Origin of the sequence: Pasteuria penetrans (assembly GCF_900538055.1) — a bacterium.
Classification (GTDB): Bacteria; Bacillota; Bacilli; order Thermoactinomycetales; family Thermoactinomycetaceae; genus Pasteuria; species Pasteuria penetrans.
In genome coordinates, this window is sequence record NZ_UZAC03000001.1 from 1,992,577 (window position 1) to 2,011,965 (window position 19,389).

At 45.1% G+C, this 19,389-nt stretch carries 21 protein-coding genes and 2 pseudogenes; 15 read left to right on the top strand and 8 right to left on the bottom strand.

Features of this window, described 5'->3' with window-relative positions; translation table 11 throughout:
- Positions 1-154: 154 nt before the first annotated feature.
- A complete protein-coding gene (locus PPRES148_RS08055) occupies positions 155-868 on the bottom strand; it encodes a YitT family protein (RefSeq protein ID WP_149454008.1) in 714 nt (237 codons plus the stop codon).
- A gap of 54 nt (positions 869-922) precedes the next feature.
- On the opposite strand from PPRES148_RS08055, the gene PPRES148_RS08060 reads away from it, so the two are divergent.
- Complete coding sequence (locus PPRES148_RS08060; protein WP_149454009.1) at positions 923-1,240, top strand: hypothetical protein; 318 nt, start codon at positions 923-925, stop codon at positions 1,238-1,240.
- Positions 1,241-1,734: 494 nt separating this feature from the next.
- On the opposite strand, the gene PPRES148_RS08065 is transcribed toward PPRES148_RS08060, so the two are convergent.
- Positions 1,735-2,739: a dipeptidase gene (locus PPRES148_RS08065; protein WP_149454010.1), complete on the bottom strand. Its 1,005-nt coding sequence runs from the start codon at positions 2,737-2,739 to the stop codon at positions 1,735-1,737.
- Between the two features lie 403 nt (positions 2,740-3,142).
- Positions 3,143-4,414 carry a group II intron reverse transcriptase/maturase gene (gene ltrA, locus PPRES148_RS08070; protein ID WP_223128008.1) on the bottom strand — a complete coding sequence of 424 codons (1,272 nt, stop codon included), beginning with the start codon at positions 4,412-4,414 and terminating at the stop codon, positions 3,143-3,145.
- Between the two features lie 899 nt (positions 4,415-5,313).
- Between ltrA (PPRES148_RS08070) and PPRES148_RS08075 the strand changes: the two genes are divergently transcribed.
- The 7 genes and pseudogenes from PPRES148_RS08075 to PPRES148_RS13365 all read left to right on the top strand — a co-directional run bounded on the left by PPRES148_RS08075 (position 5,314) and on the right by PPRES148_RS13365 (position 11,667).
- The gene (locus PPRES148_RS08075) at positions 5,314-5,526 is read left to right on the top strand and encodes a hypothetical protein (protein WP_149454011.1); all 213 of its coding nucleotides are present in this window, start codon (positions 5,314-5,316) and stop codon (positions 5,524-5,526) included.
- 993 nt (positions 5,527-6,519) lie between these two features.
- Positions 6,520-7,293: pseudogene (locus PPRES148_RS13360) on the top strand (transposase); the annotation flags it as partial.
- Between the two features lie 564 nt (positions 7,294-7,857).
- Entirely contained in the window at positions 7,858-8,031 is a 174-nt protein-coding gene (locus PPRES148_RS11825) for a hypothetical protein (protein ID WP_187820451.1), read from the top strand.
- 143 nt (positions 8,032-8,174) lie between these two features.
- Positions 8,175-9,500, top strand: coding sequence for a group II intron reverse transcriptase/maturase (ltrA, locus tag PPRES148_RS08085; RefSeq protein WP_223127930.1), 1,326 nt, complete (start codon positions 8,175-8,177; stop codon positions 9,498-9,500).
- A gap of 137 nt (positions 9,501-9,637) precedes the next feature.
- On the top strand, positions 9,638-10,657 hold the full coding sequence (locus tag PPRES148_RS08090; protein WP_149454013.1) for a transposase: 1,020 nt from the start codon (positions 9,638-9,640) through the stop codon (positions 10,655-10,657).
- Positions 10,658-10,974: 317 nt separating this feature from the next.
- Positions 10,975-11,446: pseudogene (locus PPRES148_RS08095) on the top strand (transposase); the annotation flags it as partial.
- Between the two features lie 2 nt (positions 11,447-11,448).
- Positions 11,449-11,667, top strand: a complete 219-nt coding sequence (locus tag PPRES148_RS13365; protein WP_149452685.1) for a hypothetical protein — start codon at positions 11,449-11,451, stop codon at positions 11,665-11,667.
- Here PPRES148_RS13365 and PPRES148_RS08100 read toward each other — a convergent pair.
- Positions 11,664-11,861 (bottom strand): hypothetical protein, encoded by a 198-nt coding sequence (locus tag PPRES148_RS08100; protein ID WP_149452698.1) that lies wholly within the window; start codon positions 11,859-11,861, stop codon positions 11,664-11,666. The genes PPRES148_RS13365 and PPRES148_RS08100 overlap by 4 nt on opposite strands.
- A gap of 441 nt (positions 11,862-12,302) precedes the next feature.
- The gene (locus PPRES148_RS08105; RefSeq protein ID WP_149454015.1) at positions 12,303-12,845 is read right to left on the bottom strand and encodes a hypothetical protein; all 543 of its coding nucleotides are present in this window, start codon (positions 12,843-12,845) and stop codon (positions 12,303-12,305) included.
- On the opposite strand from PPRES148_RS08105, the gene PPRES148_RS08110 reads away from it, so the two are divergent.
- Both PPRES148_RS08110 and PPRES148_RS08115 read left to right on the top strand, forming a co-directional pair.
- A complete protein-coding gene (locus tag PPRES148_RS08110; RefSeq protein WP_149454016.1) occupies positions 12,834-13,340 on the top strand; it encodes a hypothetical protein in 507 nt (168 codons plus the stop codon). The genes PPRES148_RS08105 and PPRES148_RS08110 overlap by 12 nt on opposite strands.
- 51 nt (positions 13,341-13,391) lie before the next feature.
- Positions 13,392-13,748, top strand: a complete 357-nt coding sequence (locus tag PPRES148_RS08115; protein WP_187820860.1) for a hypothetical protein — start codon at positions 13,392-13,394, stop codon at positions 13,746-13,748.
- 1,121 nt (positions 13,749-14,869) lie between these two features.
- Here the strand turns inward: PPRES148_RS08115 and PPRES148_RS08120 are convergent.
- The 3 genes from PPRES148_RS08120 to PPRES148_RS08125 form a co-directional block, all read right to left on the bottom strand.
- On the bottom strand, positions 14,870-15,055 hold the full coding sequence (locus PPRES148_RS08120; RefSeq protein WP_149454018.1) for a hypothetical protein: 186 nt from the start codon (positions 15,053-15,055) through the stop codon (positions 14,870-14,872).
- A gap of 154 nt (positions 15,056-15,209) precedes the next feature.
- Entirely contained in the window at positions 15,210-15,383 is a 174-nt protein-coding gene (locus PPRES148_RS11840; RefSeq protein WP_187820863.1) for a hypothetical protein, read from the bottom strand.
- 65 nt (positions 15,384-15,448) lie between these two features.
- Positions 15,449-15,664 carry a hypothetical protein gene (locus tag PPRES148_RS08125; RefSeq protein ID WP_149454019.1) on the bottom strand — a complete coding sequence of 72 codons (216 nt, stop codon included), beginning with the start codon at positions 15,662-15,664 and terminating at the stop codon, positions 15,449-15,451.
- On the opposite strand from PPRES148_RS08125, the gene PPRES148_RS08130 reads away from it, so the two are divergent.
- The 5 genes from PPRES148_RS08130 to PPRES148_RS08145 all read left to right on the top strand — a co-directional run bounded on the left by PPRES148_RS08130 (position 15,650) and on the right by PPRES148_RS08145 (position 19,356).
- Positions 15,650-16,162: an integrase core domain-containing protein gene (locus tag PPRES148_RS08130; RefSeq protein WP_149454020.1), complete on the top strand. Its 513-nt coding sequence runs from the start codon at positions 15,650-15,652 to the stop codon at positions 16,160-16,162. The two genes, PPRES148_RS08125 and PPRES148_RS08130, sit on opposite strands and share 15 nt — an antisense overlap.
- A gap of 320 nt (positions 16,163-16,482) precedes the next feature.
- Complete coding sequence (locus tag PPRES148_RS13035) at positions 16,483-16,608, top strand: hypothetical protein (RefSeq protein WP_281289954.1); 126 nt, start codon at positions 16,483-16,485, stop codon at positions 16,606-16,608.
- Between the two features lie 119 nt (positions 16,609-16,727).
- Positions 16,728-17,789, top strand: coding sequence for a group II intron reverse transcriptase/maturase (ltrA, locus tag PPRES148_RS08135; RefSeq protein ID WP_149454021.1), 1,062 nt, complete (start codon positions 16,728-16,730; stop codon positions 17,787-17,789).
- Entirely contained in the window at positions 17,790-17,999 is a 210-nt protein-coding gene (locus tag PPRES148_RS08140) for a hypothetical protein (protein WP_149454022.1), read from the top strand.
- Positions 18,000-18,537: 538 nt separating this feature from the next.
- Complete coding sequence (locus tag PPRES148_RS08145) at positions 18,538-19,356, top strand: hypothetical protein (RefSeq protein ID WP_149454023.1); 819 nt, start codon at positions 18,538-18,540, stop codon at positions 19,354-19,356.
- The last annotated feature ends 33 nt before the right edge of the window (positions 19,357-19,389 follow it).

The window sequence follows — 19,389 nt, forward strand, 5'->3', positions numbered from 1 at the left end:
TTGTGGCGGATATCCATTTAGGGTTGTCTGCTGAAAATCGTTCTGGGGGAGGGGATTCTATTGATTTTCTTTTGTACGATCGTGAATGTCATCAGGACCCACCTCCTCCGTGGATGGAACGGAGGATAGAAGAGGGTTTGCTGAGAAATGCTGGTTACACTACGGTGCGGGAACGATGGAATCCTTCGAGGACAATTCGCATGGTGGTGGTGTAAACGAGGATGTTGGCGAGTGTGTAAAGAACGGTTCCAGTGCCTAGTTTATACCAGGCGAATAGGATTACAGAGGAATCGAAGGCCCAAATCGTGTAGTTGAGCTTGATCCCGGTAAAGTAACGGTTGATGAGTGCTACGAGATCCACACCCCCGGTATTTCCCCCCATTTTGAGAGCAAATCCGGCGCCTAGACCGAACAGGAAACCGCCAAATAAAATGGAAATCCACTCATTTTGGACGTGATATTGGTGGAGATTTTGGAGGGGTTCCAATATTTTTAGACAGAGGTAGAATACAGAGATCCCAGCCGCTGAATGCAGGACGAACCTCCTTCCTAGAAGGAAAAAACCCCAGATAACGAAGGGAACATTCATATAGAAATAGACATCGGAGATATTGGTGTGGAACACATAATCGAGAAGGAGGGCTATACCGGAGAAACCACTTGTGCCTAAGGTGGCAGGCTTGAAGAACAAATATACAGCGAAACTCATGAGCGTGCAACATAAGAAGAGGATCAATAGATAACGAAACAGGTCCATCCAAGCCTTTGGGTTACGAAATTGAAGAATATCTTCCCACAGGCCATGTATTTCAATCGATAGCCTTTTTCCCATACGCATCTTTTCTGCACCAATGTCCGATGAAGTCATTGATATCCACCCACTTTGTGAAGTTGTTGATCTATCCACCCCGTTTGTGAAGAATTGGTCCAATGCCTTGATTCCTTATTTTTAGAAATTTACGGTATTGGCACAAATTACAGTGACGGAAACAATCGTCATCTCAACTGCGTCCTTTTTCATGTTTATGGCTTCTACTGTCTCGTTGGTCCTGTTGGCCTAAGGATAGTAAAATCCGAAAATGCATGGTACCAACGGTGGCACAATGGTGGTAGATGGATGGCTTCACGGGCTGCTAATTTCCTATTTAGAATGGCCCACTACGGACGGAATAGGATCTCAAAACTGGAGCATTTTCTATGGGCGGGTTCAGAATTCGAAGTATCCTTTTCCCCATTATAACGACTTTGTATAGTATTCTCAATCGGAAGATGGGGTGGTTTTACGGTATTTTCACTATTTTTTGGTTGAGGCGTGGTAAAAAAACGGTTTTTTTATGCCTCAAAGACTAACATTTTCTTATTTCTTCCAATTTCATCCCATTGCTTCATAACGGTTGTGTTTCCAAAAACTCACTAGGATCAGGATGATAGGATTTTTGTTCATTTAGTAATTATTTTCTATAATAACAGAACCCCTATTTTTCGAAAAGGGGATGATGGGGTGAATTTATGGTATGCGCTTCCTACAGGACGGAAGGGTTGACGGACCAGTTCCTGATACGTGTGGTGTATGTGGGATTATATGGGGGGACGGTTACTGATTCCCACCCATTAGTATAGGGCAATTGGAGGATGAAGGGGGGGAGTTAGGAAGGATTGATGCTACCGAGGGATCTAGGTCGAACGTGGGGGATGTGTGTGTGGGCGTTGATTTTTTACTCGGAATAAGGGAGTTTATGAGGATTTAGCCTGCGCCATAACATGGACCATCAACTTTTCCAGAGACTTTTTGTAGAACTTAAATGAGTTACTCCAGGTCCATTTTTCTGTCTGGATATAACCAAAATTGTTTTCTAAAAATTTTGTAAATTCAGGGTACATCCCGGCATTCTTCAATCCCTTTACTCTCGGTTCATTGGATCCCATGCCGTCAAAGTCAGATCCAAAGAAAAGGTAATCTTCACCACCCAGTTCAAGAATATGTTCAATGTGTTTTCGGACCGTATCATAGGTACTCTTTTTGGGGTTTTTTCCCAATATAGGTGGGTAGAGCGCGAGTCCGAATAGGCCTTTGCGCCTGAAAAGTTGTCGTAGTTGTTCATCTGTCAAGTTGCGGGGGTGATCAAAGACATGCCTGCTTGCGGAGTGGGAAACAAGGATAGGTAGGGTAGGATCGGCGAAATTCAGGACGTCTCGGAAGGTTTTGGGACCTGCGTGGGCTAGGTCTAAAATCCAGGGGCCCTGGTGGTTTGCCATGGAGGTTAACAATTCTCTCCCCCATGGTTTTAAACCGGTGTCGTTAGCAACGTGGCAACCGCAAGCAGCTTCATTTTCAAGGTTCCAAGTCAGACCAATTTGGCGTACACCTGCCTCATGAAGCCATGCCAGAGAGTTAAGGTCACCCTGGAGGCCCTCAACGCCCTCGATAGCAAGTAATCCCCCCGGGGCCCTGGATTGGAGTAATGTATGAAAATCCGATCCTTTTTGTAATTTTATGACCCCTTGGGCGGTGAGTTGCGTCCGAAACAATCTTAGTTGGTTGCGTAGAACCGATCGTCTCTCCGAGAACGGTACCTTTTGGGGATCAAAAAAGAGGGGATAAACAGCGGCTTTGACCCCCCCCCTACGTTGTTTGGCCAGTGAAGCTTCCAGGCTTCGCTCTGCCTCGACGAGATCTTTGCTCTCCTTCTCGGTTTGCCATAAACGCCATAACACATCGATATGACCATCAAGCCACATGATCAGTACCCCGCTTTCTTTTCATAGTGTTTTTTTCCTTGCGATTTCACAGTCTGACTCCATCATATACCCATATCCCTGTATGGTGATTTTGGGGACGGTCAGATCTTTCTGTACGGAACCTCTGTACGGGGACCGTGCAGTTTCTTGTGGGGAATGCCCTATCTATGAATCTAGTCTCACCTTTTCGTAAAGCAATTGAGTAACATAATAACATTTTGTTATGACACTGTTCCTGTTTTGGTATCCCAGGGGTATTTATCTTATTTCATATGAATTTTTATAAAATTTTCACTGTGGAGTAGGGCTGGCATCTCAGCTAACCCTCTCACGTCGAGTAGGGCTGGCATCTCAGCCAACCCTCTCACAGAACCACACGTAATACTCTCGCATTATGCGGCTCTTATTGCCCCATCTTTGCTTCTAATACGTGCCAGTGGGCGAACAGGTCCCCGTACTTTCCTCGTATATACTGGATCCACCTTCGAGCCTTTCGCCTGCTACCGAGCTTCTTGTACTTCTTTCTGGCCCACCAGGCCAAAACGTTGTCATCGAAGCTACGTACTAAAGCTTTCCTCAGATGTGAGGGATAAAAGGCACCATAGTAGTTCACCCAGCCCCTCAATATGGGATTGGACATTTCCGCCACCTCATGCAATTCCATGTCTGGCCTCACGTGTTTTCTTATTTCCTTCCCCCGTTTCGCTATCTTCTTCCTCGATTTTCGGCTGATGGCTGGATTGTATCCCAGAAACCTTCTTCTCCCCACGCGGGTTACGGCCTGACGCGGGCAAAACGTGAACCCCAGGAAGTCAAAGGATGTTCCTTTGTGCTTCCCCGTCTTCCAGCCGTCCTTGCAGTAGAAGATTTTGGTTTTTCTCGGATGCAGCTCCAAACCACACTGAGCCATTCTCTGTTGCAATTCTTTCAGAAGATTTTCAGCTTGGGCTTGATTTTCACAATGAAGGATCACGTCATCCACATATCTTTCAAACTCAATATCTGGATGATGTTCCTGCAACCATCGATCTAGGGCATAGTGCAGGAACAAATTGGCCAGTAGGGGACTTATTACACCCCCTTGTGGTGTGCCCTTAGTCCTTTCTTCGATAGTTCCATCGGGTAGTTGCACCGGGGCTTTTAGCCATCTCTCACAATAACGGAGCATTCTTTTATCAATGCCACAATGCTCCAATGCTCTGATGAGCAGGTCATGCGGTATATTGTCAAAGAATCCCTTTATGTCAAGATCAATCCCCCAGGCATATTTCCAGCAGCGTCTCCTATTCTTATCTACCGCCTCCAAGGCAGATTTCCCCGGGCGACATCCGTAAGAATCGGAAACAAAGCGTGGTTCCAGAAGGGGTTCGAGTCGGTTCCTAACTACCGTCTGGGCTATCCTATCTCCTATTGTGGGTATTCCGAGAGGTCTCTTCCCACCGTCTGGCTTCGGGATTTCCACCCTTCGGACCTTGGGCGGGAAATAAGACCCTGCATTCATTCGGTTCCATATCTTGTATAGGTTTTGCTTTATCTTGGTTTCAAATTTGGCAATAGATACCTTATCTATCCCATATGTTCCACCATTGTGCTTAACCTGGAACCATGCATCTAGTACCTCCTGCTTTTTGATATCGCCCCTGGACGGGTTACGATCTGATGTTGCCTGATCCAACTTCCGATCATCTCCTTATTCCAGATTGTGCGTTGGCTGGTTCAGGCTGGACAATTCAACCCCTTCGCTCCACCCTCATTACAAGGGTTTCTTCACTACTATGAGTTGATCCGACTCTGTTCACGGAGGCCTTGGTATATCCTTAGCCCTTTACACCTGGCTAAGGCCAGGTGTCCGTGCGACAGTCTCTCGTGGTTCCCTATGAGGGCCTAAATCAGGTTCATTCCATCTGTGCACCGGATGCCGCCAGGACAGTAGGTGGTTCGCCCTCCATGGCTTCGTTCCAAGGATAGGTTCCGATACCCTTGTTTCGACATCGACTGCGCCTTTCGGTGCTTTCCCCCAATGGTTCGCTTTACTAATCTCCCTGATTCACACCTGACAGGATTCTTTCGTCCTGCCTTTTCCCAGAACGCTCACCACCGTTGCTCTTTACAACAGCAGCACTGGGTGGTTTGAAACCTGCCTACCACCAGCCGATTTCGGGGGGCCCCTCCCCCATCCCTCATAGAGCACGACACGACGCACAGAACCACACGTAATACTCTCGCATTATGTGGCTCTTATGGTCCCATAGGATTTTGTCCATTCAGAATCCCAGTCTGGTGTTACGTTCTCCGTACTTCCCTCTGCTGTGTTCTATCCGGATTTCGATCCGATGTTGCCTTGGTCCAACTGCGATCATCTCCTTGTCTCAGATTGTGCGTCCAGTTAGACCCATCGGGTCTAACCCACGATCATCTCTTTGCTTCGGATTGTACGTTGGCTGGTCCAGGCAAACCATTCAACCCCTTCGCTCCACCCTCATTACAAGGGTTTCTCCACTACTATGAGTTGATCCGACTCTGTTCACGGAGGCCTTGGTATACCCTTAGCCCTTTACACCTGGCTAAGGCCAGGTGTCCGTGCGACAGTCTCTCGTGGTTCCCTATGAGGGCCTAAATCAGGTTCATTCCATCTGTGCACCGGATGCTGCCAGGACAGTAGGTGGTTCCGCCCTCCATGGCTTCGTTCCAAGGATAGGACCCGATACCCTTGTTTCGACATCGACTACGCCTTTCGATGCTTTCCTCCAATGGTTTGCTTTACTAATCTCCCTGATTCACACCTGACAGGATTCTTTCGTCCTGCCTTTTCCCAGAACGCTCACCACCATTGCTCTTTACAACAGCAGCACTGGTCGGTTTGAAATCTGCCTACCACCTGCCGGTTTCGGGGGGCCCCTCCCCCCTCCCTCATAGAGCACGACACGACACACAGGTCCTTGCGCGGAAGACGAACATTGTGTTGTAGTAAGATCCATCCTGTTTATGGTACGTACAAAACAACAAAAAATCCGTAATGTTGTCAACATTACGGATAAGATGGAACAAGGTTCCATTACCATGGACAAAGCAATCTGATCAACAAATAGGGCACGATCGCACGATCTGCAGTGAAAAAGAATGAAGCGTTATTATGTAAAAAGGGGATGACTCATGCCCCCTATCTCTGATAGAATATTGATCACCAACAAACAATAAACTCAGAGGAGGGAAAACATGAGCATCCACACCCATAATACAACATTATCAGGAAAAATCAATATCCAAAAAGAAGAGTCATGGATAGCTAGAAATTCGATGAAGATAGGCGATCGGTCCATTGACTCCCCGTATTGTGGAAAAACACTGAAAAGTACGTGTCCCTTCTGTCATAGCCATAATGTCTTAATAGATGAGAAACTGATTCTAACCGATAGGACCATAATGGCAATGGCAAACGAAAAGCTGGCCCTAGCCAACGAGACAATGGCAATGGCAAACGAGAAGCTGGCCCTAGCTAACAAGGCAACGGCAATGGCAGCAGGGAATAAGGACACAAAATGGTCTGCGGTAGCCGGTGAGATTGGAAAATTACATAGTACGAATCCGTCCCCTGCCCCCCAAGAAACGGAACCCAATCCACTGATCGAGGATTCTCCATCCATAACTTTGCGTGACGGAAAAGATAAAGGTCCGGGGAATGCACGATCCGAAGGGGATGGATATCATCAATTGCACGATCCAAAAACTCGGGATCGATTCTTACGTGCTCAACGTTTTTTCGATGATCTCAAGGAGGGAATTACCTCATGGGGTCCCAAGGAGTGGGAGGAATCTAGGCATCTGATTGAGAAACTGCTATTATTGTGTTGCCCATCGAATCACAAGGAAAAAACGAAGGATTCCCTTCTCCTGAATGACGTTACTAGCCTTATGTTCCATCACGACGGTGGTAGTATTTTGGTGCGGGCGCTGATTGGATTGTTGAAAAACGCATGGATCCCAGAGATAGACCCTCTAACCGACCCAAAGACTTGGAAACCCGTTGTCGAGGACCTATGTAACTTACGCATGCGTGTAGATCGAACCCTCCATTGTCTGAAATATCCCCAGGATGAGGGGAATGGGGTCTATCATCGCGGATACAGCACACTGTTTGGGGAACTAGATCTAGAGGTTCCTAGGACAAGATGGGAATTTTCACCGTACTTGTTACCACGTTATCAGAGTGCAAAGAATACCCTCAAAGATTTCATTTATTGTCTTTATCTTCCAGGCTTCTCCTTGCGAAATAGTAGCAAACTCCTGAAGGAAAGGTTCAACCTTCAGACGCCCCCGGAAACGCTTTCGCAGTGGCTGCAACCCTATTACAACGATGCTATACAATATTTCGAAAGGGATCTTAGCACGACAGTATATACAGCCATAGGTATGGATACCCTCTTTGTTCCCATTCGGGAGGAGGGTCGTTATGTTTCGAAGGCGATCGCAGTCAGCACGGGTATCACGGCAGAGGGGAGGCGGGATATAATAGGGATCACCCCCTCGCCTGATGAGAATGTGGAATCCTATGATTAGCATATAGAGGGTGGCTAACGAAAGGGATATACATTTTTATTTAAATAAAGTTTATATAGTATTTTATTATATCATTCTATTTTTATTCATATTGATTGTTTCTTTATATATGCAATATGAATTTATATGTCAAGAATGTTGCTCTCTCCGGCCCCACAGTTGGCGTAAACGAATTGGGGGCCTTTTTCCCATGAAACTAAATAGTACTAATTTTCAGTTATGGAAAATGCAAAAAATCCCTCTTGAGGTATCTCCCCGAGCGGATCGCTGTGTCCATTATTGTAAAATATATGTAATATAATAAATTTTTGCTTATTACCCTATACATACGATTACTCTTTTGTTATAATTTGAAAAAATATATCTATGAAAATAAGGGAGTAGACATAGATGTCCTATCCCATAGACGATATGTGTGTCAAGAAGTCGGTCAAGAGATGAAGGTTGCTCGGCCCTTCGTAACCGGCTGATAGGTAGCAGGTTACAAACCGCCTAGTGCTGCTGGGGTTAAATGCCTTGGTTGTGAGCGATCTAGGAAAAGGCAGGGCATGACCCTGTCAGGTGGGAATCGGGGAGATCAGCGAAAGCGAACCGTTCGAAGACGCATCGAAAAATGTAGTCCATGTCAAAACCGATGTGGGTATCGGACGTCGGGATGAACCGTGGGGGGCGACCTATCTTCTGCCCCGGTGGCATGCGGTGTATAGGCGGGATGAACCCGATTTAGGCTCTTGATCGGAACTTGAGAGATCGTCGTACGGCGTCTGGCTGTCGCCAGATGTAAAGACCGAGGGCTAACCGAGGTTCCGTGCACGAAGTCGGATCAACCCATAGTAGTGTAGAAGCTTCTGTAATGGAAGTGGAGCGAAGGGGTTGAATTGCCTGCATGTTTCAGAGAAGTACAGCAACTTGGATGGAAATTACCGGAAGAGGAGACTGGTATGAAGCAAGCAACATCGGACCAAAATCCAGACAGATACAATATACAGCAGAAAGAGGTACTGAAGGCGTGGCATCAGGTAATGTCTAACGATGGAGGTCCTGGAGTGGATCAGCAGACGATTACCGCATTCGCATACGATCTGAGAAGTAATTTGTATGTGATATGGAATCAACTCTGCGCAGGATCCTACTTCCCCTCCAAGGTTAGGCGTGTGTGGATTCCCAAGTCATGCGGTGGAAAAAGGCCACTTGGCATACCCACGGTAGCAGACCGGGTAGCCCAGACGGTAATAAAGAATCGGCTTGAGCCTCTCCTAGAGACCCACTTTCATGGAGATTCCTATGGATGTCGCCCCAAGAGATCAGCGCATCAGGCGTTACGTGTAACCCGTGAGCGCTGTTGGGAGTACGACTGGGGAATCGACCTCGACATAGTGGGCTTCTTTGACAACATTCCGCATCACCTCATTTTGAGGGCCCTTGAGCACGTTGGGGCGGATAAAGTAACGTTACTCTATTGCAAGAGGTGGCTTAAGGCACCGGTATTATTACCTGATGGGACGAGCGAGGAAAGGGTTAAGGGCACGCCGCAAGGTGGAGTCGTAAGTCCCCTCCTGGCCAATCTGTTCCTGCACTACGCTTTTGATCAATGGATAGAAACGGAGCACCCCGATATACGTTTTGCGAGGTATGTAGATGATATTATCGTCCACTGCCGGAACAAAGCGCAAGCTGAACATCTTCTTTCAGAAATTCGGCAAAGATTGGCAGAGTGCGGGCTGGAACTGCATCCGGAGAAGACCAAAATCTTCTACTGTGAAGATGATAGGCGGAACGGGAATCATGATGTTGTTGCCTTTGATTTTCTAGGGTACGCATTCAAGGCCCGTGAGGTCAGAAGTCGTCGTACAGGGGTGAGATTTGTGGGTTTCGTACCAGCCATAAGCCAAAAATCTAAAAGCAAGATAGCTAGGCAAGTTGGGAAGCTGGGCATCCCAAGTAGAGTGGGCATAGATCTGGAGGAGATAGCAAACCTTCTCCATGCCAAACTCATGGGATGGCTTACCTATTATGGCGCCTTCTACCCTTCGGCCATTAGGAGTTTCTTGCGTGACCACATCGACCAAGTTCTGGCTCGATGGGCCACGAAGAAATACAAAAAGCTGAACAATTGGAAAAAGGCCCTGAGATGGGTTCGATATATACGGGGAAAGTACCGAAGGCTGTTTGTACACTGGCATCTGAATAGGACAAGATCCTAATGGGGCAATAAGAGCCGTATAATGGGAGACTATTAAGTACGGTTCTGTGAGAGGGTTGGCTGAAATGCCAGCCCTACTCGACAAGTAATTTTCCAGATCTTCATGGGAAATTAGAAAGAAAAAAGAGAAGAGAACAGGTGAGGAAAAAGAAACCCAATCTTTCAGAACAGCCTTGGGAAGATCATGAGGGCATAGGGGCAGAAGAAAAAAGCCGACTGCTTATGCTGCAGACATTAGCTACCACGGTCTACGGTTTCCCGAATGAGGAGAAGTCAAGCCGTACCCGTGTGATCGATCACCATGTGTCGATATTGTGCTGTTTCGTTATGGCTATCTGGAATTTACAAAGTGAAAGGGAATTAATAAATATTATAAATGGAAATAAAATGATAAGAGATATTATAGGGATTACGAAAGGGTTTAGTCGATCATTATATGATAAAAACATTAAAAAATGTATTGCAAAAAACGGAGAAACAATAATTTTTAACCTATTAGAACTTCTTAGTGAAGAAGATCAGAAGGTTATATTGTCGGAAATAAAGGAAAAATATCTTTTCTTGGATCAAGTGATTGTGTCGACAAGCAGACGGGCGAAAGATACGGCCACCCTTCGGAACTATAAGGGCTTTCACAGGGGAATAGGAGTAACCGTGGTGGCAACCATGGACGGCAGAATACCGTTGGTATTGGCCATGGGCCCCGCAAATTTAGGCGAGGTTGAAGCGTCCTGTTTACTGATCCCCGAGATATCAACCTTAGGATGTAGGGGCCTAGTAGCAGACAGTGCTTACGACGTACATGATCTGTTCGAATTATGTAAACAACACGGTTTGAAATTACTGGCTGGATATAATAAGAGAAGAGCCAAAACACCGAACTCCATCACCAGTCCACTGCGAAAGGAGAATTTTTATCGACTACAAACAAAGGGATGTAAGGAGTTAATGAAAAAACGTTCATCAGGAGAGCATTGTTTCACAATACTAAAGCATACAATGGGGCTAGATAAACATAGACCAACGTCATATAATCAGGCATTCATGCTAATTGTCTCATATATGATGACTATATGTTTTGATAGTATGATTCAGAAAAAGAATAACATAAACATAAGAAAGTCCCCGGGTAGACGTTTTTACCAGCAGATTTCCTGAAGGGGGCACCGATCTAATAATTTAAAATTTTCAAAAAACTATCAGAACATCCCGGTACGCACTATGATGGTAATATTTTACATAATAAGGAAGAAAAACCCTGGGATGAACTGGATAATTCCAATGAGCAGCAATTTCCAATTACATTGACGGTTGTACCAAGAAGGTACCTTGATTTTAGATTGTTATGTTCATCTTAATAAACTATATGTATATTTTATTTCTATAAATATTATTACACAATATCGATATCAATAAACATTTTTTTGGGTAGTAATACTTATAGACGTAAATAGGAGGGGGCTGTTCGCACCCCTCATATAGGGAAACTAAAGGAACGGGGCCTGAATGTCAACGATATACGTATCGTTACCACAGATGGGCATAGGGTTTTTCCCTTAGTTGTACGCAAGCATTTTCCTCACCATACGGTTCACCAACGATGTTACGTTCACGCGATTCGTAACATCATGAATGCAGCTCCTAAGAGTATGAAGAAGGAAATGGCTAAGGACGCTTCTTACGTCTTACGGTCTGGGGATATGGGACAGGCACTAGAACGGTGGTCTGAGTGTGCAGGGAAGTATCGGTTTGGAAATAAGGCGACGTGCGAAGCATGGGAAAGGCTCAGTCCTAAAAAAATCTCCCTGAGCTTACAAGCGGCATCCATAACCCAAAACCCCATACTTCTGCCCTATATACTGTCCACGAACTACACGGAATCGCTGAATGCTTTGTTTCGTGAGAGAACGAATAGCAAAAAAGGTGGATTCGTTGGTCTTGAGGTAGCGATGAAGGAATTGATGCTTACCGCTTTCTATTGGGTGGGGAAACAAAAAGAAAACCCCAACCCATTGCCTGTCGAGGATCTTCTTTCGATCCCTGCTGACTACGAGTCCGAAATTTCGAACGGAGAACCTCTCCCCACCACGGCTTATGACTTTCATCCCCTCTTATGCACGGAACAAGGGCAGGGTTGTATGGACGATGTCCATACCCTTGATTTCTAGCTAGCACCTTTCGGGGAAAATCCGTCTAAGGCGCCACGACGGTTTTTCCCCGGGAAACTCCCTCCATCCGACGAGTTCTTCCACGGAACGGAAGTACCATATTCCTTCTCAAGAATCCCACCGCCTAGTTCTGGGGGTAACCTATGTGGTACAATTCTTCCAGCATCAGACTGGGTATCCGCCGCCCATCTCAATATCCATTATACCCCTAAATCTCGCAACGGCCTATCCAGCCCATTATTTTCTGAATTTACAATAAATTAGCGATTAAAGGAAACACCTTATAAATATAAGATAAATCCGCCGTGGATACCAAAACAGGAACAGTGTCATAACAAAATGTTATTATGTTACTCAATTGCTTTACGAAAAGGTGAGACTAGATTCATAGATAGGGCATTCCCCACAAGAAATTGCACGGTCCCGTAATGTAAAGGATGTATTTAGTGCTGCTGTGAAAAAATAGTGATAACATTACGTTGTTGGTGGGTGTGAATTTTGGGGTTGCGTTCGATCGCTTGCATAAGTTCTTTTAGATATTCCTTTTGGGGTATGGTTCAATGTTTGCATGATATTTTCTGCGAAAATATAGGAAATAAGGGACCGTTGAAACGGTCCCTTCCAAAGTGGTAGTCTTATTTCTTTGAGGCCGTTCTACGTTTACGGAGGTAGAATAGGGCGGCTCCACTTATGAGAGCTGTTGCGGTTGCTAGCCCAATGATTTGTGGATAATCAGTAGCCGTATCAGCCAACCCCTTGGGATTGTCCATGATGGGTACATTTTCTGCGGGTATACGTTTTCCCATAGGGGGGTACCCCCCTCCCCCTGTGTTCATTATTGCGGGTCTTTCCCCCCCAACGGCCCTTCCAGGCCCCCAGGGCTGATTCATGTGGATGATTCTTCGATAGGCCGAGGGTCCTAATTCGTCGATCCTGTTATAAACCCGGACACTATCTCTGTAGAGACCATTATAGATGGATTGGGCTACCGAGAAGAGAGGTTGACGAAGTATGGCCTTCATAAAGCATTGCTGCCTAGCTACAGCAGTCGTACCGGTTATATTGATAAAGGAGCGGCCAAAGGGAATCTGGAAGGGCAGGGTCGAATTCTGTAGGGCATACCAGATAGGCCGCCCCCAGAAACGCTGGTCGGGTCCGTAGTACGTTTGGCCCAGCAAGGAAAGACCACGGCTTTCTACCCAATTTTGAATCCTGTTGAATGCTGTGCTATTGGGGAGAATGGTATAGTATCTGTTTCCTATATTGAGGGGAAGGTTGGCAATATTGTCCAGGGCGAAACGGTTGAAACGTATACTACCGTTCCCCATAGTGTTGATAAAATTGGGTCCGTAGGTAGCTATGGGGAGAAAACTGTTTCCATGGAGATCGTACGTGTTATACCCGTATTCATAGGATCCATAGGAGTTATTCCAGTATCCATTTCCATAGGAGTTATTCCAGTATTCATAGGGTCCATAGGTGGGATCCCAGTATCCATTTCCATAGGAGTTATTCCAGTATCCATAGGGTCCATGGAAATTGTCCCCATATCCATGAAATCCGTAGGGATAGATTCCGTGTCCATGAGATCCATAGGAATTGTAAATTCCATTGTTACCATTGTAGTTATTATAATTATTTATATTGTTTATTATGCCATGATTCCTGTTTAGGACACCTTGATTGGTGATGTTGATACTGTTATCCGTGGCATTGTAGTTGTTATGGTTTCCTTCTACGTTACCTACCTTGTTGACACCGGTAGAGTTGATGTGGTTGCTATGGTTATCCTTGTTGTTGATCTCCTGTTGGATAGAGGAGGTAATTCCCGGGTGGGTATCCCTATCATCAGAGGGATTCGTGGGGTTGTTGTGGTCCATGATCCCCGCATGATTGTTGTTGATTTGGGAGTTCAATCTGTTGATGTTGTTTATGACTTCCTTTTTATCTATGCTGCTGTTGGAAATCCTGTCGTCTCCTTTACCGTTCATTGCTCCATAATTGGTGATATCCCCGTGGTTCATCAATTCTTGTCGTTCCATACCACTAGGTCCCCCGGGTGGATTTTGGATCGTAGTTGACATAGTAAGGGAATTGCTAGGACCATTCCCGTTCCCAATTGCCCCTCCATTGCTGGGATTACCCATGCTGTAGTTACCCACGTTGGGATTACTTGTATTGGGGTTACTTGTGCCGGGATGACCCAATGGGAGAGCAAGCGATGTGGGGGAGCAGAGGAAACTACTACCCAGCATACATGCGATTGCTACACCCGCTGATATTTTTTGAAGAGGGCATTTGTTGGCTGATTTTTTCGTTTGGGACATTAGGAAGGCCTCCTTTTATTATGAGTAAGTAGTAGTACATATATAGAAGTTTATATATTACATGAGGGTATGAAGTTTTTTATTATGATATGTCCTAAATAAATTTAATAAAGTTTTATTCGATGAACCTATTAAAACATGGGCGAGAATAGTATACAACAGGTTATAATTTACAAAATTAATCATGATTTATGTAAGAAATCATATCATTATTATGTATACACCTTTTGTATTATAAAAATAGGTTGCTTTTCTTTTGCAATCATCACTTCTATTGCATAAGGTTGAAGAAGGTCAAGGATTGTGATTCTCCAATGAATGCCCATTCTATTCAATTGTATTGTAATTTAAATTTTTATTATAAATCATCATACTACTAGTATTATCTAAATAAAAAATGGGTTATAATGAAGATTCCTGTAAAAGTATTCTAAATATAGAATTAAAGGAAAATAATATTATATACATATTTAATTATTATATAATATTTTTTATACACGGGTTCATCGGTTCCACTCTCCCTTACTTCTTCTGGTGATAACGGAGACAGAAAAGGGCCGTAATCTAACGGACAATCCCGCTTATGGGGGCAAACCCATGTGAATACATAGATCCGGCTTCCCGATAGGGAAGAGGGGTGTGTCTAAGATGAATGGTACTACTCTCGCATGGTACTCCTTAGTGTCTTTTATAGTTTTCAGGGCAATCGCTTTGTAATAGAAAATATCCTACCCGCAGATCTCCATATCAAACGCTTATGTTGTTTCCGGATCGGAGGGTTCCTGGAACCCTCCTGTGCGATCCCCCCAAAAGCAATTTTCAGGGGGAAGGGGGTTCTTCCCTGTTGGCATCCCGTAGATTCCTAAGGAAGCAGGCTATAGGAGGATGACCATCCCATTCACCGGATACGGTCCTTCATTGAGAATGGCCATCCTAGGGCCGTGATGGGCGTTGGTAACACGATCGGAGGAATCAAAGGGTTCTGCGACCCTGTAAGCGGAAGGTTCCTCCAAACCTGATCCCCTAGGCGTCCGGATGTTCTGGGGGCCCGTATCCAACATAAAAGATTTCCCCCATACCCTTCCATCCACGTCCTATACAGAAGCTTCTACACTACTATGGGTTGATCCGACTTCGTGCACGGAACCTCGGTTAGCCCTCGGTCTTTACATCTGGCGACAGCCAGACGCCGTACGACGATCTCTCAAGTTCCGATCAAGAGCCTAAATCGGGTTCATCCCGCCTATACACCGCATGCCACCGGGGCAGAAGATAGGTCGCCCCCCACGGTTCATCCCGACGTCCGATACCCACCTCGGTTTTGACATGGACTACATTTTTCGATGCGTCTTCGAACGGTTCGCTTTCGCTGATCTCCCCGATTCCCACCTGACAGGGTCATGCCCTGCCTTTTCCTAGATCGCTCACAACCAAGGCATTTAACCCCAGCAGCACTAGGCGGTTTGTAACCTGCTACCTATCAGCCGGTTACGAAGGGCCGAGCAACCTTCATCTCTTGACCGACTTCTTGACACACGTATCGCCTCTGTAAGGAGGAGGGACTTCTCCGTTATCGGGGGAGGAGGCGTCGTTCCTCCCCGCCTGCCCACAGAGCCTACGAACGGCACATAACGGCTTCTAACCAGCTTTGGGAGATGGACATCCAGCATGAGCGACTTCCCAATGGTACTCCAGTTTTCGTTCTGAGCATCCTCGATGTTTTTGATAGGGTTGTTGTCTTCTCTGACAGCTACCTATCCTGTAAATCAAGGGATGTAGTGAAGGCAGTTCAAACGGCCCTGGATCAATATGCTGAAAATGGAGAGGATAAGCCCGTACTACGGACAGACAATGGTTCGCAATTCATCAGTCATGAGTTTCATGGATTTATCGAAGCAGAAGGAATCTATCACGAACGAATACCTGTTCAATCACCCAACCACAATGCACACATCGAATCCTATCATAGCCTTGTGAGGGTCAATTTTTTTGAGAGGTTTGAGTTCTGTGATTTCAAAGAGTTTCATAAGGAACATGCTGCATTCGTAAAACATTACAATGAGGAATATTGTCATGGGAGTTTGGGAAATTTGACACCCCACGAGTACAGAAAAATTATGAAACAAGTCCCATCTGGGGAACGATCTAGAGTTGTAAAAGTGATCTAAATACAATATTAAACTTTCTATTTAATATAAAAATAAAAAGACATATTTTTTTATCATTAACATATATGTTTAACATAATAAAGACGTTATATAATGAAATTATTATTTATTTAACTCGTTCTCGCCATTATTTCCCCCCTCTATTCATTATCCCCCCACATACTAACGGCTTCGGGTGGTATCAACTTGTTGATAACCACGCGAGGCAGTTGACTGCGTCTGAGAAAGGATGGTAGAGATGGTGGGATGCACGGTAAAGAAGACACAGGGACGAAACAATCCCTTGAACCGTTCTCCGGTATTCCTAAATGGGTTTTCCCATGGGTATTGTTGTAGCCGCCTACACCCCGCGGGCGCGGGGGGAGATTGTGACATCGGTTGATGAATTGGGAGGCAGTGGGAAAGGGATGATCACGGGCCTAAGGGGACGAACAAGTTATGAATGATAAATTAAGGAGTTACTATATAAAAAATGGGGATTGATCCTGCTCCGTACCCCCACAGGGAAGATGTTGAACTATTGGACCGTGGTGGACCCAAAACCGGGGGTTGAACCGATCGGAAGTTGGATCAGGCAACATCAGATCGTAACCCGTCCAGGGGCGATATCAAAAAGCAGGAGGTACTAGATGCATGGTTCCAGGTTAAGCACAATGGTGGAACATATGGGATAGATAAGGTATCTATTGCCAAATTTGAAACCAAGATAAAGCAAAACCTATACAAGATATGGAACCGAATGAATGCAGGGTCTTATTTCCCGCCCAAGGTCCGAAGGGTGGAAATCCCGAAGCCAGACGGTGGGAAGAGACCTCTCGGAATACCCACAATAGGAGATAGGATAGCCCAGACGGTAGTTAGGAACCGACTCGAACCCCTTCTGGAACCACGCTTTGTTTCCGATTCTTACGGATGTCGCCCGGGGAAATCTGCCTTGGAGGCGGTAGATAAGAATAGGAGACGCTGCTGGAAATATGCCTGGGGGATTGATCTTGACATAAAGGGATTCTTTGACAATATACCGCATGACCTGCTCATCAGAGCATTGGAGCATTGTGGCATTGATAAAAGAATGCTCCGTTATTGTGAGAGATGGCTAAAAGCCCCGGTGCAACTACCCGATGGAACTATCGAAGAAAGGACTAAGGGCACACCACAAGGGGGTGTAATAAGTCCCCTACTGGCCAATTTGTTCCTGCACTATGCCCTAGATCGATGGTTGCAGGAACATCATCCAGATATTGAGTTTGAAAGATATGTGGATGACGTGATCCTTCATTGTGAAAATCAAGCCCAAGCTGAAAATCTTCTGAAAGAATTGCAACAGAGAATGGCTCAGTGTGGTTTGGAGCTGCATCCGAGAAAAACCAAAATCTTCTACTGCAAGGACGGCTGGAAGACGGGGAAGCACAAAGGAACATCCTTTGACTTCCTGGGGTTCACGTTTTGCCCGCGTCAGGCCGTAACCCGCGTGGGGAGAAGAAGGTTTCTGGGATACAATCCAGCCATCAGCCGAAAATCGAGGAAGAAGATAGCGAAACGGGGGAAGGAAATAAGAAAACACGTGAGGCCAGACATGGAATTGCATGAGGTGGCGGAAATGTCCAATCCCATATTGAGGGGCTAGGTGAACTACTATGGTGCCTTTTATCCCTCACATCTGAGGAAAGCTTTAGTACGGAGCTTCGATGACAACGTTTTGGCCTGGTGGGCCAGAAAGAAGTACAAGAAGCTCGGTAGCAGGCGAAAAGCTCGAAGGTGGATCCAGTATATACGAGGAAAGTACGGGGACCTGTTCGCCCACTGGCACGTATTAGAAGCAAAGATGGGGCAATAAGAGCCGCATAATGCGAGAGTATTACGTGTGGTTCTGTGAGAGGGTTGGCTGAGATGCCAGCCCTACTCGACGTGAGAGGGTTAGCTGAGATGCCAGCCCTACTCTACAGTGAAAATTTTATAAAAATTCATATGAAATAAGATAAATACCCCTGGGATACCAAAACAGGAACAGTGTCATAACAAAATGTTATTATGTTACTCAATTGCTTTACGAAAAGGTGAGACTAGATTCATAGATAGGGCATTCCCCACAAGAAACTGCACGGTCCCGGGAATATGCTCCCGTTATGCCGCTTCAGGTCTATTATACCAGGGGGCCTAATAGTTATTACCTGATAGGGGGTGAGTTGCCTATCCCCACTCCCGAGACTGAACCCCCAGGTCCGATATGCGGCCAAGATCCAGAAACTGCACGGTCCCGTATTTGTTTAAAAACACTTGTTTATTCTTTATAAACATGTTATTATTTTGGTGTGGGAGTTAATTTCAGGATCATCCCACAATATATACAATAAAAATAGGAGATGTTATATATAGTGAATAATTTTTCTAAAAATTCAAAAAAATCGATAGCTAAACTGGCTGCCCTCCTCGCTGCCGGAAGTATGTTCGCAGCTTATTCTTTGCCATTGTCGTTTGTAAGTGCAGATGATACGAGTAGACCACCTGAAGATACGAGTAGACCACCTGAAGATACGAGTAGACCACCTGAAGATACGAGTAGACCACCTGAAGATACGAGTAGACCACCTGAAGATACGAGTAGACCACCTGAAGATACGAGTAGACCACCTGAAGATACGAGTAGACCACCTGAAGGAACACTTACAAAAAAACAAATAGTTGATAGCTTCCAAGTTTTTGAAAATAAGTTGAAAGGAATACATGAAAAATCTTTGAAGATTTTAAATGATAAGAAGCTAACAACGAAAGAGAAAAAAGAAAGTATTAAACAATTGAAAAAGGAATTGGCTGAATTAAAGGAACAAAATCCAGATCTTGCTAAGCTCGCGAATGTGAAAAAATTGATAACCAAAATTAGTAGAATACAGGAAAAAATTTATACCAGAGATCAAGTTAATAAAATCCTTCAAGAAACAGCGGATGATATCCAAGATAGCATTGATAAAATAAAAAGAAATAAAGTAGAAATTAATGGTAAATCGGAGGAAGAGGCAGTGAATAAATATCGTGAAATGTATCGTGAAGCGGATGATTTTTTACGGGGTATTCATAATAACCATGAGAATGATCCTGGTAAGTGGAACCTTCATCATGGAATAAGTGCACAAAGGAAGGCAGAACTCGATAGAAATGCAAAAACGGAAGCTGACAAAATACTCGCAGGAATTTAGCAGGAAGTTGATGGCGTTGATTCAAATTGCGGC

Bases quoted from the DNA above. Each gene is read 5' to 3' on its own strand.
- PPRES148_RS08055 (WP_149454008.1), bottom strand. From the start codon at position 868: ATGACTTCATCGGACATTGGTGCAGAAAAGATGCGTATGGGAAAAAGG.
- PPRES148_RS13035 (WP_281289954.1), top strand. From the start codon at position 16,483: ATGGGTATTGTTGTAGCCGCCTACACCCCGCGGGCGCGGGGGGAGATT.
- PPRES148_RS08065 (WP_149454010.1), bottom strand. From the start codon at position 2,739: ATGTGGCTTGATGGTCATATCGATGTGTTATGGCGTTTATGGCAAACC.
- PPRES148_RS08130 (WP_149454020.1), top strand. From the start codon at position 15,650: ATGGACATCCAGCATGAGCGACTTCCCAATGGTACTCCAGTTTTCGTT.
- PPRES148_RS08115 (WP_187820860.1), top strand. From the start codon at position 13,392: ATGGTTTCCTTCTACGTTACCTACCTTGTTGACACCGGTAGAGTTGAT.
- PPRES148_RS08125 (WP_149454019.1), bottom strand. From the start codon at position 15,664: ATGCTGGATGTCCATCTCCCAAAGCTGGTTAGAAGCCGTTATGTGCCG.
- PPRES148_RS08120 (WP_149454018.1), bottom strand. From the start codon at position 15,055: ATGTTGGATACGGGCCCCCAGAACATCCGGACGCCTAGGGGATCAGGT.
- PPRES148_RS13365 (WP_149452685.1), top strand. From the start codon at position 11,449: ATGAAGGAATTGATGCTTACCGCTTTCTATTGGGTGGGGAAACAAAAA.